Origin of the sequence: Streptomyces sp. NRRL F-2664, from assembly GCF_000719345.1 — a bacterium.
Classification (GTDB): domain Bacteria; phylum Actinomycetota; class Actinomycetes; order Streptomycetales; family Streptomycetaceae; genus Streptomyces.
In genome coordinates, this window is record NZ_JOFX01000023.1 from 41003 (window position 1) to 55188 (window position 14186).

Here is a 14186-nt window from a genome sequence, read left to right on the forward strand (position 1 = left end):
GGATGGAGTTTCGGGCAGGGCGATGTGTCCGGGCGTCCGCCCAGTAGCCGGGCCATGAGCCCGTACTGTCCGGGCGCCCGGCCCGCCGCTCCGTGCGTGCCCCGTGAACCGTTTGGCGGAGATTTGGGGAAACGATGGCGGCCCTCGCCAGGATGGACACGTCCGCATCACCCACTGATGTGAAGGAGATTCCCATGAAGAAGATCCAGGTCCGCAAGGCCGGTCCCGTCCGCCTGACCTCCTCGGCGTGCCAGGTCTACACCAACCCCAACTGATCCTGGCTCAGGTGAGCCCCGGCATCTGAACGGCCGGGGCCCGGCGCCGTCGTGCCCCCGGACCGCCCGAGGCGACTCGGGCCGTCCGCCGGCACGACGGCGCCTCCCGGGCGGCGTCCGCCCGCAGCCGGTCAGGACCGCAAGCCGAGGGAGGCTCCATGCCGGAGCACGGCATCCGCAGTGAGGCAGACACACCCCTGCCGTTCCACCCGCTGGTCTACCTGGAGGACGGCGAAGAAGTCACCATCGGGCGGCCCGACACGGACTCCTACGGGATCTTCCCGGTCGACGGCGCCCACCTCGTGCGCCGCCTCCAGGCCGGCGCCACCCCCTCGCAGGCCGCCGACTGGTACTCCGCCGAGTACGGCGAACAGGTCGACATCGACGACATCATCGGCGCCCTGCGCGAACTCGGCTTCGTCCGCGACGAGGGCGAGAAGCCCGCGCAGACGGGCCCGGTGCGCTGGCAGCGGCTCGGCCACGCGCTGTTCTCCCCGCCCGCCTGGATCTGCTACGGGCTGATCACCGCCTGGGCGCTTTGGTGCATGATCCGCTCCCCGGACCTCGTACCGGCCGCGGAAGACATGCTGTTCAGCGAGTACTACGCCGTCATCAGCCTGGTCATGCTGGTCGCCGCGGTACCCCTGATCGCCCTCCACGAGGCCTTCCACGCCTTGGCCGCCCGGCGTCTGGGCATCGGCTCCAGGACCAGGCTGTCGCACCGCTTCTACTTCCTCGTGGTCGAAACGGCCCTGGACGGGCTCGTCGCCGTGGAACGCCGCAAGCGCTACCTGCCGATCGTCGCCGGGATGGTCGTCGACGTCGTCCTCGTCTCCCTCCTCATCACCGTCGCCGACGCCTCCCGAGGCCCCGGCGGTGCCGAAACCACCACCAGCCGCGTCTGCCTCGCGGTGGCCTTCGCCGCCGTGCTGCGGGTGCTGTGGCAGTTCTTCCTCTACCTGCGCACCGACGTATACGTGCTGATCACCACCATGCTCGGCTGCGTGGACCTGCACACCACGTCCGTACGCCTGCTGCGCAACCGCTTCCTGCGGCTGCGCGGGCGCACCGAGGGGCTGGCGGACGAATCCCTGTGGCACCCCGTCGACCGCCGGGCCGCCCGCTGGTACTCCTGGCTGATCGTGGCCGGCTACGCCTTCAGCCTCAGCACCTTCCTGCTGGCCCTCGCCCCCGTCTTCGTGGAGATGGTCTCCGGAGCCGTCAGCCGCTTCGGCGGCGAGGGCTCCAGCTGGGCCGAGCTGCTGGACTCCTCGGCCTTCCTCCTCATGGCCTTCTGGCAGACCGCCCTCACGATCTGGATCGCCGCCCGGGAGCGCCTGCGCGGCCGCACCTCCCGCACCCACCACGTCATCGGCTGACGGACGCCCCCGTCGGCTCGGCCCCCCACCTCGACGCGCCACGCCCCGCCCGGGCGTTCGCTTCGCGTCGGTGACCACCCGCTGCGCCAGGACTCCGGCCGCCGCCACTGACAACGCCGCTTCGCCCAGCAGGCGAACCGGCACCCCCTGTCCCGCAATGCGGGAGCTCCGTATCCTCCCCGGCCCGAAGGCCGCGGTATCCACGAAGGAGTCCTGATGACCGGCCACTACTGGATCGCGGCGCCCCTGCGCCGCGAACGCGACCGTCTGCGGGCCGGACTCGGCCTGCCCGCCCCCCTGGCCGTGGTCGACGCGCACCGGCGGCTGCGCGGACCCTACTCCGCGGCGGGCGCCCTGCTGCGCCAGGTCGCCCCCGAGGCGCTGCGCCGCCTGCCCGAACTGGCCGCCCGCCACTACATCGAGCTCCAGGAGAGCACCCCGGAACTGGCGCCCCTGGTACCGCAGAGGATCCGCGCCCTGGAGAAGGTGGCCAATGCCCCCGGCGAGGCCAGCCGCTACCCGGCCCGGCTGCACTCGCTGCGCGTCTCGCACGGGATCGTGGACTTCCTGCTCGCGGCCCTCCCCGGATCCGGGGACGGCCCGCGCACCCTCGTCGTGGAGAACGTGCAGCACGCCGACGTCACCGACCACGAGTTCCTCGCCGCCGCCCTGCGCCGGATCCCCGCCGAACTTCTGACCCTGGTCGTCGCCACCGACACCGCGGAGCTCGAAGATCCGCCGGGCATGGTCTCCGTGTCCCTGCCCGCGGAACTCGGCGTACGCACCACCCGCGTCCACCACCCCGGGGCCCCCGCGGGCGCCGAGCCCGACGGTCCGGCCCCCGACGGCGCCGGGTCCGGCAGCCTGGCCGAGGCCGCCGCCATGTACGTGGCCGGCGACTGCATCAGCGACGAGCCCCCACTGCGCGCCGCGTACGAGGCCCTCACCGGCCCCGAGCGCGCTGCCCTGCACGACCGCCGGGCCGAGGAGATCGCCGCCCGCGCCGAGGAGGAGCCCTCGCTCCGGCTGGGCGCCCTTCCCTACCACCTGCTGCGCGGCAGCGACGGCGACGGCGCCGGGCTCGACGCCCTGCGCTGGGCCCAGCTCCGCTGTAAGTACCTGGGCTTCTATCACGCGGCGGCCGAGATGGGCGAGGAGGGCCGCCACCGTACGGGCCCCGACGTCCGGCCCGACCTGTGGTGGCCTTTCACCCGCGAGACGGGCGTGTGCCTGGCCGCCGCCGGACGGCCGGAGGAGTCCGCCGCCGTCCAGGACGAGGCGCGCTCGCAGACCACCGTGCCCAAGCACCACATGAGCCTCGCCTACGAGACGGGCATGCTGTACGCCCGCCACTTCCCGCCGGAGCTGCGCGATGAGCGCAGGGCCCGCGCGTACGTCAACCAGGCCATCGCGATCTCGGACCTGCTGCCGGACCTGAAGGAACGCGCCTTCTTCTCCGTGTTCAACCGCAACGGCCTTGCCCTGGTCGAGGTCCGCGCCGGCCGCCCCGACGAGGCCCTGCGGCTGCTGGACGAGGGCATCGAACGGCTCGACCGAGAGCTCGGCATCGGCGAGCGGACCTGGCACCGCGTCGGCCTGCGCTACAACCGCGCCCAGGTCAACGGCATGAGCGGCCGGCTGGAGGACGCCCTGGAGGACTACGCCGCCATCATGGAACTGGACCACGACTTCGCCGACCACTACTTCAACCGCGGAAGCATACTCCGGCGGCTCGGCCGCATCGAGGAGGCCATCGCCGACTACGAGCGGGCCATCACCCTGGAGTCGCCCTTCCCCGAGGTGCACTACAACCGCGGCGAGGCCCGGCGCGAACTCGGCGACCTCGACGGCGCGCTGGCCGACTTCGACCGGACCCTCGAACTGGAGCCGGGCAACCTGGAGGCCCTCCTCGCCCGCGCGGGCCTGCTGGCCGACCAGGGCGAGGCCAAAGCGGCCCTGGCCGATGTCGAGGCCGGTCTGCTGGTCGATGCCGAGCACCCCCATCTGCTGTGCCTCCAGGGCCGGTTGTGGGGCGAGGAGGGCCGTACGGCCGAGGCTCGCGACTCCCTCGACGCGGCCCTGCGCCACGATCCGGAGCTGGCCGAGGCCTGGGCGATCAAGGGTGAACTCGCCTATGTGGAAGGCGACCTGGCCGCCGCACTGGCCGATTTCAACCGGGCGGTGGAGCTGGAGGCCCGGCCCGAGTTCCGGTTCAACCGGGGGGTGGTCCACGAAGCGGCGGGCAGCCTGGTCCAGGCGGTGGCCGACTTCGACGCGGTCCTCGCCGTCACCGACGACGAAGAGACCCGCAGCCGCCGGGAGACATGCCTGCGCGCGACCGACCGGTCGCACTCGTAGAGGCCGGGATGGACCTCCGTCAGCAGGAGAAGCAGCAGGAACGCCAGCGGGAGATGCAGCGGGAGCGCGGGACCGGCGGGGCCGTGTCCGGGGCCGCGTTCACCGAGGCCATGTCGCGGCTGGTCTCGGGGGTGGCGGTGGTCTCCGCCCGGCGGGGCGACGGCCGGCCCTCGGGGCTGCTCGTCTCCTCCGTCTGCTCTTACAGCGCGGCCCCGCCGTCGGTGCTCGTCGCGCTGGCGCGCACCTCCCGGACCTGCCGGGAGATCGCGGAGGGGCCGGACGCCTACTTCGGTGTCCACCTGCTGGCCCGCAGCCACGCGGCGCTGGCGAGGACCTTCGCGGGCAGCTCCCAGGACAAGTTCGCCGACGTGCTCTGGGACTGGGACGGGACGGTGCCGCGGCTGACGGGTGTCCCGGTGTACGCGAAGTGCCGTGCGGGGGCGGTGCTCCCGCACGGCGACCACGTGATCGTGGTGGGCGAGGTGGTCGACTGCGCGGTGGCGGAGGACGACCCCCTCGTGTACTTCCGGCGGCGGCTCGACTGGAGCCTCGGGGGCTGAGCGGGGTGGGGCGGGTCAGCGGGGTGAGTACGCCGGTACGCGGAGCGCGCGTACCGGCGTACTGCTGTCTGCGCGAGCTGGTGTACGGCTGCCTGCGGGTACGGCCGTGCGAACCGGCAGCCGTACGTACCCGTGGCCCTGCGGATGCGCGGCCGTGCGGCCCTCAGCCGCCGAGCGCCGCGGGGTGGAGGGCGCCCGCCGGGCGGCAGCCGTCGTGCCGGGTGTTGTCGGGCCGGGCCCCGCTGAGCAGCGCCTGCTGGGCCGCGCGCAGGCCCGGTCCCGGTTCGATTCCGGTGTCCTCCACCACGGCGCGCCGTGCCCGGGTGTAGGCGTGCAGGGCCTCGGCGCGGCGGCCTGCGGCGGCCAGGGCGAGCATCAGCTGCTCGTGGAAGTCCTCGCGCAGCGGGTGGCGCGCGCACAGCTCCTCCAGCTCACCGACAACCTCACGGGCCCAGCCGCTGCAGATGTCGGCGCCGATCCGGTCGTGGACGAGGGCGAGCCGCTCCTCTTCCAGCCGGACGGTGTAGTGCGCGGGCAGGCGGGCGGGTCCGAGGTCCTCGAAGGGGGTGCCCCGCCAGAGGGCCAGGGCCCGGTGAAACGATTCTGCCGCGGTGGTGCAGTGGCCCGCGGCCCGCAGTTCCCGGCCGCGCGCGGCCAGCGTGCGGAACCGGTCGAGGTCCAGCTCCCCCGGTTGTACGCGCAGCAGGTAGCCGTTGCCGGAGGTGAGCAGCAGCGGGTGCCTGCGGGGGTCGCCGCCCCCGCGGCTGTGCTCAGGGGCGAGCACACGCCGCAGCCCGGAGACGTACATCTGCACGGTCGCCACGGCCGAGCGCGGCGGCCGGTCGTCCCACAACTCGCCGATCAGGGAGCAGATCGGGAAGCGGCGGTTCGCGTGCAGCAGCAGCAGCGTCAGCAGGGCGCGCCGCTTCAGGGAGCTGGGCGTGCACGGCACCCCGCCCCGGCGGACTTCCAGGGGCCCCAGGATCCGGTACGTCGGCCCGTCGCTCGGCCCGCCCCCGCCGGTCGGGTCCGGGGCGGGCCCGGGGCAACCGGGTAAGTCGGGTCCGCCGGGGGGCCGTTGACGGGATCTGACGAGGATCTTTCGGTTCTGGCCAGCACTGGTCTGCCACCCCCGCGCTACCGGCGCCCTCGGGCGCACTGTCCTGTCGGCACGCGGTGGGGCTCACCGGCGCTCACGACAATGGATACGGGATCACGCGAGAGGGTGTCAGGGGCACGAACCAGCCAAAGTCCAATAAAAATAGATGAACTGCGAACCGGCAGCCGTCTCGGCCGTGTGCCCGCCGCATCTCGGCCAATAATCGGGGCGCCCGGCCCGGCTCGGAGCTTCTCCTTGGCAGGGGCCCGCCGCAGGGTTAGCGTGCCTCGATCTCCTCCCGACACGCACGTGCTTCCCGATCGTCGACCGCCGACCACGGCCCTGCCGACCGGTCCGTTCGACCTGCCGCGAGAGGGCACCCAGCCATGTCCGCACGTCGTACCGTCGCGGCGACCGCCACCCTGGCCGCCGCCGCACTCGTCTCCCCGCTGCTCCTTGCAGGCCCCGCCGCCGCGGGCGCCGAAGACCCGGGCCGGGCCGCCGCCCGCGGCGCCGCCCTGGCGGCGCAACTCGTCCGGGAGTCCACGGCCAAGGACGCCTTCCGGCACCTGCGGGCGTTGCAGTCGGCCGCGGACTACAACGGCGGCGACAGGGTCGCGAGCTCCAAGGGCCACGAAGCCTCGGCCGCATACGTGGAGGGGGCGCTGCGCAACGCCGGCTACCGGACCTCCCGCCAGGAGTTCGGCTTCGTCTACACCGAGGACCTCGCCGAATCCCTCACCGTCGACTCGCCCACCCCGCGCGAGGTCACCGTCCAGCTCATGGCGTTCACCGCCCGCAGCCCCGAGGGCGGGGTCACCGGGGAGCTGGCCGTGGTCCCCGTCGACGCCGACAACACCCACGGCTGCGAGCCGGGCGACTTCGCGGCGGGCGCATTCACCGGCAGGATCGCCCTGGTCAAGCGTGGCGGCTGCTCCTTCGCCGTCAAGCAGGGCCATGCCCACGCGGCGGGCGCGCTCGGCGCGATCGTCTACAACAACATCTCCGGCAAGATCAACGGGACCATCGGGGACTCCTCCCTCGCCCGCATCCCCACCGGCGGGATCAGCCAGGAGGACGGCGCGGCGCTGACCGCGGAGGCCGCCGCCGGGCCGGTGACGGTCACCCTCGACATCCACGAACTGCGCGAGAACCGCCGGAGCTTCAACGTGGTGGCGGAGACCAGCGGCGGGGACGCCGCCAACACGGTCCTCCTCGGCTCCTACCTCGACTCGCAGCACGGCACCCCCGGCATCAACAGCAACGGCTCCGGCTCGGCCGGGCTCCTCCAGGTCGCGCTGAAACTCGCCAAGTCGCAGGAGAAGGTGGGCAACAAGGTGCGGTTCGCCTGGTGGTCGGCGCGGGAGTTCGGCGTCGCGGGCTCGCAGGCATACCTCTCCGCCCTGACGCCGGAGCAGCGCGCGCAGATCCGGCTCTACCTGAACGTCGAGACGATCGCCTCGCCGAACGGCGCGTTCTTCGTCAGCGACGGGGACGACTCCGACCGCGTCGGCGCCGGCCCCGGCCCGGAGGGCTCCGCCCGGCTCGAGAAGGGCATCACCGACTTCCTCGACGCCAAGGGCGTCCCGCACGAGGGCACCGACTTCGTCGGCCTGTCGGACTACGCGCCCTTCCTCGCGGCAGGCATCCCCTCGGGAGGCACCTTCACCGGCTCCGACGGCACCAAGACCGAGGCCCAAGCGGCCAGGTTCGGCGGCCGGGCGGGCACCGCGTACGACGTGAACCACCACAAGCCCGGCGACGACCTCGCCAACATCGACATGCGATCCTTCGACGTCAACATCGACGTCATCGCCGACGCGGCCGGCCGCTACGCGCACGATCTCGGGTCCCTGGGCGGCAACTGACCGCCCGATCGCCGATGGCACCGCCCCCGCGGTGCCGCCCGCGGCGTCCCGCGGGCCCTGCCGTGCCGCACGGCAGGGCCCAGGAGGGGTTGCCATCCGGTGAGGAGGACGGTGGCGTCGCCTCAGCCGGTGATCCTGGTGGGTGCGCACGTCCCGGACCAGGCGGCGCAGGGCCTCCGGGGCGTTGTCCCCCGGCCGCCGGGGAGCGGATGACGGCGTCGCCCAGGCGCTGTTTCGCCGAAGAGGCCGCCGTCGGGGGAGCGGGCTTCCGTGACCACATCGCTGCGGAGGCGAACGCGGTACTGGTGCAGTACGTGGCCGCCCCTGATCAGCAGCGACGCAGGATGCCCGCAGTTGATCCAGGAGAGTTGCCCGGTGGCGGTGTCGAGCGAGGACGGCGGTCATCAGGCGGCCGGGGGGACCAGCGGTCCAGGGTTCCACTCGACGGTGGTGGCGATCTCGAACAGGTCCCGCATGAGCGCCGGGTGGTGCGGCAGGCGGCGAGCCCGGCGGCGCCGGCCCCGCCGGAGGCCCGACCCCACCCGGAAAACTTCAGTAGCTCCCCTGCGGCCGCACCCACGACGCAAACCGCTGACCAGGAGCCGCATCGGCGCGCCAGTACCGCAGAACCGTTTCGTACACGACCTCGAACCGTTCCGCGGCGATGAGACAGGAGACGGGTTCCAGCCCGCCCGCGTCCGCCTCGAAGGCAACGAGAACAGGCGATTCTTCACCGATCTGACGGGTGACTCTCGCGATTTCCTCGCTTGTTGGCGCACGGAAGACCGGATCGAGGAACTTCGCCGGGCAACTGACGAGGGTCGGATCACCGAAGACGAGCTCCAAGCCGTGGTAGTAGGTGAGGTCATGGCCGGCCGCGAGCCGAAGCTCAGCTGCATCCCAGGCGATGACGTCCCAGTCCCACCAGGCCCCCTCAGGCAGCTGCATGCCCACCTGCTGCCGTTGCGAGTCCACCCTCAGCCCTCTCATCCGTTCGAACAGATCGACAGGCTACAGACGGACCCAGCGCGATGAACTTGACTTCCTACCCGCCTGAGGTGTCTGGGCCGCCATCACCCTCATGACCCGCAGGGTCGTCCAGAAGAAGATCTCCAGAGACCGACGCCGGGACAAGCGAGGATAGAGCCTCGTGAACGACGCCTCAAAGCGGCCCACAGGCAAGCTGACCGGGCTCCGCCTCGGGAGGAGACTGGTGGCGGAGGTCCCAGCAACGCGGACAGACCGCCGCGCATTCGTGGACGTCACTCCCAGGCAGACCCGCGCGACTCGAGGCAACGCGCGCAAGGCCGGGTCCACAACGACACGGACCGCACCTTCCGGCTTGAGCACTGGGAGTACGCCAGCGAACTCATCGACGGCTTCGCCTACGATATTGGAGCAGTCCTCGTCGCCTCCGCGGAGGCGCCCGACGAGTCTGAGCTAGTAGACGTCCTAACCCAGTGGCAACTCAGTCCCCACCAGTTCGTCTACCCCTGCGACAGCGATGACCCCCAAGTAGCCGTGGGGGCATGCCACAACGAACCCAATCCTCACTCATCATGAGCGGCTCAGACACAGGCACGACAGGGTCCGATGGCTGGTCGGTCAGGGGCGGGTGGGGCTTGGATCGAAGAGGGGATCGAGCGGTTCGCCTTCGTACCCCACGATGAGACAAGCCGCAGTCACCGGTCCCCCAGAGAGCTCCATGAGCCGGGCCAGGGCCGCCGCCTCGGATGGCAGGCCGGCCGGGTCGAGACCGAGGGCCCGGGCCGCGCGGTCGCGTCGCCGGTCGAGGTCGGGCAGGTCCTCCTGGTACTCGTCGGCGACCGCCAGAAGTACTTCGGCCGTCCGCCCGGGAGCTTCCCGCCACCACGGCGCCACGAGCCACAGCCGCACCAGCTCCGGCAGCCCGAGTGCGAGTGGGCCGACCTCGTCGTGTACGGCGCGAAGGGCTTGTCGTTCACGACGAAGTCGGCCCAGGTCACGAGGCTGCCCCCGGACCCTGCTCGATGCGGTCCAGCAGGGGCTCCGCCCACTGCGGGAGGGCGGACGCCGCCGGGCGGGGCGGCCGGGGGTCGGAGGTGATGCCGATGCCTCCCGCCGGGTCGCCGTACACGAACCGTTGGGACCACCCCAGCCAGGAGCGGACGAACAGGTTCGCGCTCCACGCCAGGGCCAGCGCGCCGCGCAGCCCGGGCACCTCGTACCAGTAGCTGGTGAGCACCACGGCGCGGGAGACCGCCTCGTCCGGGTCCTCCGGCCGGGAATCGGCGGTGAGCCCGGCGGCCAGCACCGATGCCGCGAACCGATTGTCGGCGAGCAGCCCGCCGCTGTCGCAGACGACCGCGTCCAGCAGGTCCGCCGGGAGGCCGGCGGCGGCATGCTCCAGCCTCCCCAGCAGCTCGGGCAGGCCCGGATCGCCGACCGCCTCCGGGTCGGGAACCACCCTCAGGTCGACCGGCAGCCGCTCGTCTCCGGTACGGGCGGCCAGCAGGTACACGTACGCCAGCGCGCGCAGGGTCTGCCAGCGGCAGAGCGTGTCGAGCAGCGTGGTCCGGGAGCTGCGGAAGGCGAGCCGCACCGGCCAGTCGGCCGCCCGGACGTCGTTGCCGAGCGCCCGCAGCTCCGCCGGGACCGGGGCCGGGAAGACCCGGCTCTGGCCGGGGTCGTAGGACGGCTCGGCGCGGTAGCCCGGCCAGCCGGGTACAGGATCGCGGGGGATACCGCTGCGGCTACTCATTGACTTCGTCGTCCTTCGGGGTCCGCCACTTCGCGGTGTCCTTGCCGTCCCGCGGAGTGATGTAGTTGGAGAGGTCCTCCGGCTCGATGTGGTACGCGTGGATCATATGGTCCTGGCGGATGATGGCCACCGGCCTGGACGGGTCCAGGGTCCTGTCGATGATGATCCGCGCCCCCGTATCGCTGTCGACATAGTTGGCCGGCGATTGCAGATGGCCCCGCAGGTACTTCTCCAGTTTCACCTCGTCGTTCCCGATGCCCTTCAGGTAGTGGTTGTCCTTGCCGCTCTCCGCCTCGTTGAGGTCCGAGTACGGGGCCAGCCCGAAGGGGTCGCACCACCCGTGGGGGTTGGCAACGTACGCCATCGGGTTGGGGGCCGCCGCCAGGCCCAGCGGGTCCGGGCTCAGATAGCGGGCGGTCTCGGGGTCGTACGTGCGGAAGTAGTTATGGTGCAGGCCTGATTCGGCGTCGAAGTACTGGCCGGGGAAGCGCAGCGGCGTGTAGGCCGTGGCGTCCCGGTTCCAGGCCGTGGATCCCCACAGTGTGGAGCGGCTGCGCCAGGCCAGTCCGCCGCCCTCGTCGATGAGTTCGGCGGGTGCGCCCACCAGGTCGGTGACGATGGCGTAGAACCGCTCGTCCACCACCTCCTGGCTGGCGCCCAGGATCCGCTCCGTCTGCGCGAGCGGCTGCAGGCCGCGGTGGTCCCAGGTCACGGCGATCCCGCCGGCCTCCTGCGCCGCGGCGGCGGTCCGCTGCTCGCACAGCACGGTGCCGTCCCAGGTGAAGACCGTGCGTTCGGCCACCTCCAGGCCGTCGGGCGTCATCCGTTCCTTCGCCGTCCGCCGTCCCAGCGGGTCGTACGTGTACCGCCAGCGCGTCCCGTCCGGGGTGGTGACGGCCGTGATTCGGTCCTCGGCGTCCCACTCGTAGCGCCAGGTGTCGGGCTTGCGCGAGAGCCGGGCCTTCTGGCGGAGCACGACCCGGCCGAGGACGTCGTACTCGTGGCGGACCCGGCCCGCGCCGATCAGCCGGGTGCCCTCGTAGGTGCGCGGTCCGGTGGCTTCCCCGCCTCCGGGATGGGCGTCGGGCCAGTGCGCGGAGGTCTGGTTGCCCACGTCTGTATGCGTGGCGCGTGCCGTCCGCATCGGTCCGGGCGGCGAGCAGGTCGAAGTGGGTGTACTCGAAGTGCACCCCGCCGCCGTCGGGGCCGTCCGTACGGGTCAGGCAGTTCCCGTCATACGTCCACGAGCGGCGCCGGCCGTTCGGGTCCTTCCGGTGCAGCGGCTTGCCCTCCACCGTCCATTCCATGCGGGTGACCGCTCCCAGGGGGTCGGTGACGCCGTGACCCGCCCGAAGGCGTCCCGCTCGTACGTGGTGGTGGCGCCGAGCCGGTCGGTGACGGCCAGCGGCAGCCCGGCCCGGTCGGTGCGGATCCGCGTGACCGCCCCGCGGGGGTCGGTGACGGTGGTGAGGTGGCCGCTCTCGTCGTAGCCGAAGTGGGTGATCGTCCCGTCGGGGCGGCTGACCGCGGTGCGGTTTCCGCGCTCGTCGTAGGTCTGGTGGACGACCGATCCGTCCACGGCGACGACCTTGACCGGCCGGCCGAGGTCGTTGTACTCGGCGCGGGCCTCCCGGCCGTCGGGCCGGACGTAGGAGACCATGCGGCCCATGTCGTCGAAGGTGCTGCGGGTGGTGTGGCCGAGCGGATCGGTGAGCGCGGTCCGCCGGCCGCCGCTGTCGTACTGGTACCGGGTGACCGCGCCGAGCGGGTCGGTCTCGGCCACCACCCGGTACCGGTCGTCGATCAGGTACTGGCGGGTACGACCGGCGGCGGTGGTCACACGCGTCACCCGGTGGCGGGTATCAGCAAGGGACCTGCTCGCCTCCAAGGATCGGCGGCCGACCCGGCCCGTGGGCGCAGGTCGCCCGTACGGTGCGGTCCGCCAGCGGCGTTGCGCGGGCGGTGCAGTCGTGGTCCTTGTCAGGGCACAGGTCGCACTCATACACCCCGAGGCAGACGTTCATCACCACCTGGCAGCGCGTGCAGGAGTTTCGGGTGCAGGCGAACGCCGCCTCCGACGCGGCCGTGCTGCGCGCCGCGCCGCCGTGACCGCCACCGGCTCGCTCGCCATCCGAGCTCGACCACGCCCACCCCGCTAAACAGGGTGGAGATCAAGCTAGGGGCGGGTGTCCATGCGGTGGATGAGCCGGCCGTCGGGGCCGAAGACGTCGATGAGGTAACCATTGCAGCCCCTATTGGCTTCGGCGGTGCGCCTGTCGATCGTCGCAGCCCTCGCCGCTGTGGAGAAGGCCGAGTTCGCCTACGTACGGGACCTCGTGGAACTCACCGACTCCGCCTTGTCGAAGCAGGTCTCGCGGCTCGACGAAGCGGGCTGGGTGCCGGTGGAGAAGGGGCAGGTCGGACGCCGTACGCGGACCTGGCTGCGGCTGACCGAGGACGGAGCGGCCGCCTACCTGGGCCACCTCGCCGCCCTCACGGTAATCGCGGGCCCACTGCAGTGATGGGCACGAGTGAATGGCTGGTCGCGGGCGCGACCAGCCATTCACTTGTGCCCTGGCGTGGGCGGTACCGCGGTCGGACCGCTCACGATGCCCGGCTCGGTGCGTACCTCGGTATGCACCCGGAACGGCCGACGTCGGCGCATCCAAGACACACCGCAGGCCACCAGGCCCGTCCGGCGGATCGGTATCGGACAGGCGGCGATCGAGGACACCATCTGACCTAAATGCCACCTACTGTCGTCCGTGGCCGGGCACCGGAAGGTTCGACTGCCGCCCCGAGCGGCGGTGCCCGCCACCCAACGGCCGTACGGAAGGAGCGATGTGACGATTCTGGTCACGGGTGCTACGGGCACCCTGGGGCGCCACGTGGTCGAGCGACTGCGCCGAGCCGGACAGACGGTGCGCGCGCTCACACGCGCCCCGGCCGAGGCGACCGGCCTGCCCGACGGCATCGAAGTGGTGGGCGGCGACCTCACGAAGCCGCAGACGCTGGCAGCGGCTCTCGACGGCGTCTCGGCCGTGCACCTGCTCGGAGCCACCGGACACGACCACACCCCGCTGCGCACAGGACCGCAGATCATGGCGATGGCCGCCGAGGCGGGCGTACGCCGGCTGACGGTCCTGTCGGCCGGCGAGGAAGGAGAACTGGGACAGGCCGTGCGGAACAGCGGCCTGGAGTGGACGTTCATCTGGCCGATCGACTTCATGTCCAACGCGCTGGGCTGGTCCGAGGCCATCCGCACCGCGGCGGAGGTCCGCGAGCCGTACGCGCATCGCAGGACCGCCTCGGCCGACGAGACGGATGTCGCCGACGTCGTCGCTACGGTACTCACCGGGGGAGGTCACGCGGGCAGGAGCCTCCTCGTGTCGGGGCCCGAAGCGCTGACGCCGATCGACAAGGTGTCAGCCATCGCGGCGGCGACGGGCCGTGAGATCCGTTTCACCGAGCTGACCGATGACCAGGCCCGCCGGCAGTGGCGCGCCGAGGGCTGGCCCGAGGAGGGCATCGAGTTCATGCTGCACATGTGGGCCACCGTGCCCGAGACGGTGGCCGAGGTGACGTCGGTGGTCGAGGAAGTGGTCGGCCGTCCGCCGCGGACCTTCGCGCAATGGGCCGCCGCACACGCTGACGCATTCCGCCCCTGATAGGAAGGAAGGGCTGGACCGACCCTGGGATGTACACCTGGAGGCCGGTCATGTCAATGCCCGCTCTCGGAGGCGTGAACATCCTGACCGCCGGTGGACCCGGCTCTGATCAGTCAGTACCTCACCTCCACTTCCACGTAGTCGCGCGCTGGTCGGACGACGCGTTTCCACCTGGCCCACCCAGCAGTCCCGTTACCAGATCGCCGATGACCCTGTCACGCAGCTCGCCAACACCATGG

General features: G+C 72.0%; 11 protein-coding genes and 1 pseudogene. 6 read left to right on the forward strand and 6 right to left on the reverse strand.

Annotated features, from left to right (window positions below; translation table 11 throughout):
• Positions 1–433 precede the first annotated feature (433 nt).
• From IF89_RS0120575 to IF89_RS0120585, 3 genes are all read left to right on the forward strand, one after another.
• Entirely contained in the window at positions 434–1654 is a 1221-nt protein-coding gene (locus IF89_RS0120575) for a hypothetical protein (protein ID WP_043194185.1), read from the forward strand.
• Between the two features lie 216 nt (positions 1655–1870).
• Entirely contained in the window at positions 1871–4012 is a 2142-nt protein-coding gene (locus IF89_RS49075; RefSeq protein WP_030769986.1) for a tetratricopeptide repeat protein, read from the forward strand.
• Positions 4013–4020: 8 nt separating this feature from the next.
• Positions 4021–4572 (forward strand): flavin reductase family protein, encoded by a 552-nt coding sequence (locus IF89_RS0120585; protein ID WP_158717898.1) that lies wholly within the window; start codon positions 4021–4023, stop codon positions 4570–4572.
• 163 nt (positions 4573–4735) lie between these two features.
• Here IF89_RS0120585 and IF89_RS0120590 read toward each other — a convergent pair whose 3' ends face one another.
• Positions 4736–5524 (reverse strand): AfsR/SARP family transcriptional regulator, encoded by a 789-nt coding sequence (locus IF89_RS0120590; protein WP_051807340.1) that lies wholly within the window; start codon positions 5522–5524, stop codon positions 4736–4738.
• 533 nt (positions 5525–6057) lie between these two features.
• On the opposite strand from IF89_RS0120590, the gene IF89_RS0120600 reads away from it, so the two are divergent.
• Positions 6058–7539: a M28 family peptidase gene (locus IF89_RS0120600; RefSeq protein ID WP_051807341.1), complete on the forward strand. Its 1482-nt coding sequence runs from the start codon at positions 6058–6060 to the stop codon at positions 7537–7539.
• Between the two features lie 552 nt (positions 7540–8091).
• Here the strand turns inward: IF89_RS0120600 and IF89_RS0120610 are convergent.
• The 5 genes and pseudogenes from IF89_RS0120610 to IF89_RS49635 form a co-directional block, all read right to left on the reverse strand.
• Complete coding sequence (locus tag IF89_RS0120610) at positions 8092–8487, reverse strand: hypothetical protein (RefSeq protein ID WP_158717899.1); 396 nt, start codon at positions 8485–8487, stop codon at positions 8092–8094.
• Between the two features lie 657 nt (positions 8488–9144).
• Positions 9145–9435, reverse strand: coding sequence for a hypothetical protein (locus tag IF89_RS38130; protein WP_420706948.1), 291 nt, complete (start codon positions 9433–9435; stop codon positions 9145–9147).
• Positions 9436–9520: 85 nt separating this feature from the next.
• A complete protein-coding gene (locus IF89_RS44655) occupies positions 9521–10279 on the reverse strand; it encodes a hypothetical protein (RefSeq protein ID WP_107047322.1) in 759 nt (252 codons plus the stop codon).
• 277 nt (positions 10280–10556) lie between these two features.
• A pseudogene (locus tag IF89_RS47760) lies at positions 10557–11492 on the reverse strand (RHS repeat-associated core domain-containing protein); the annotation flags it as partial.
• A 6-nt stretch (positions 11493–11498) separates the two neighbouring features.
• Complete coding sequence (locus IF89_RS49635; protein ID WP_420706949.1) at positions 11499–12128, reverse strand: hypothetical protein; 630 nt, start codon at positions 12126–12128, stop codon at positions 11499–11501.
• 418 nt (positions 12129–12546) lie between these two features.
• Between IF89_RS49635 and IF89_RS0120640 the strand changes: the two genes are divergently transcribed.
• On the forward strand, positions 12547–12801 hold the full coding sequence (locus IF89_RS0120640) for a transcriptional regulator (RefSeq protein ID WP_078628418.1): 255 nt from the start codon (positions 12547–12549) through the stop codon (positions 12799–12801).
• Positions 12802–13122: 321 nt separating this feature from the next.
• The gene (locus IF89_RS0120645) at positions 13123–13947 is read left to right on the forward strand and encodes an NAD(P)H-binding protein (protein ID WP_030770011.1); all 825 of its coding nucleotides are present in this window, start codon (positions 13123–13125) and stop codon (positions 13945–13947) included.
• Positions 13948–14186 lie beyond the last annotated feature (239 nt).

Bases quoted from the DNA above. Each gene is read 5' to 3' on its own strand.
- IF89_RS0120575 (WP_043194185.1), top strand. From the start codon at position 434: ATGCCGGAGCACGGCATCCGCAGTGAGGCAGACACACCCCTGCCGTTC.
- IF89_RS49075 (WP_030769986.1), top strand. From the start codon at position 1,871: ATGACCGGCCACTACTGGATCGCGGCGCCCCTGCGCCGCGAACGCGAC.
- IF89_RS0120585 (WP_158717898.1), top strand. From the start codon at position 4,021: ATGGACCTCCGTCAGCAGGAGAAGCAGCAGGAACGCCAGCGGGAGATG.
- IF89_RS0120600 (WP_051807341.1), top strand. From the start codon at position 6,058: ATGTCCGCACGTCGTACCGTCGCGGCGACCGCCACCCTGGCCGCCGCC.
- IF89_RS0120610 (WP_158717899.1), bottom strand. From the start codon at position 8,487: ATGCAGCTGCCTGAGGGGGCCTGGTGGGACTGGGACGTCATCGCCTGG.
- IF89_RS44655 (WP_107047322.1), bottom strand. From the start codon at position 10,279: ATGAGTAGCCGCAGCGGTATCCCCCGCGATCCTGTACCCGGCTGGCCG.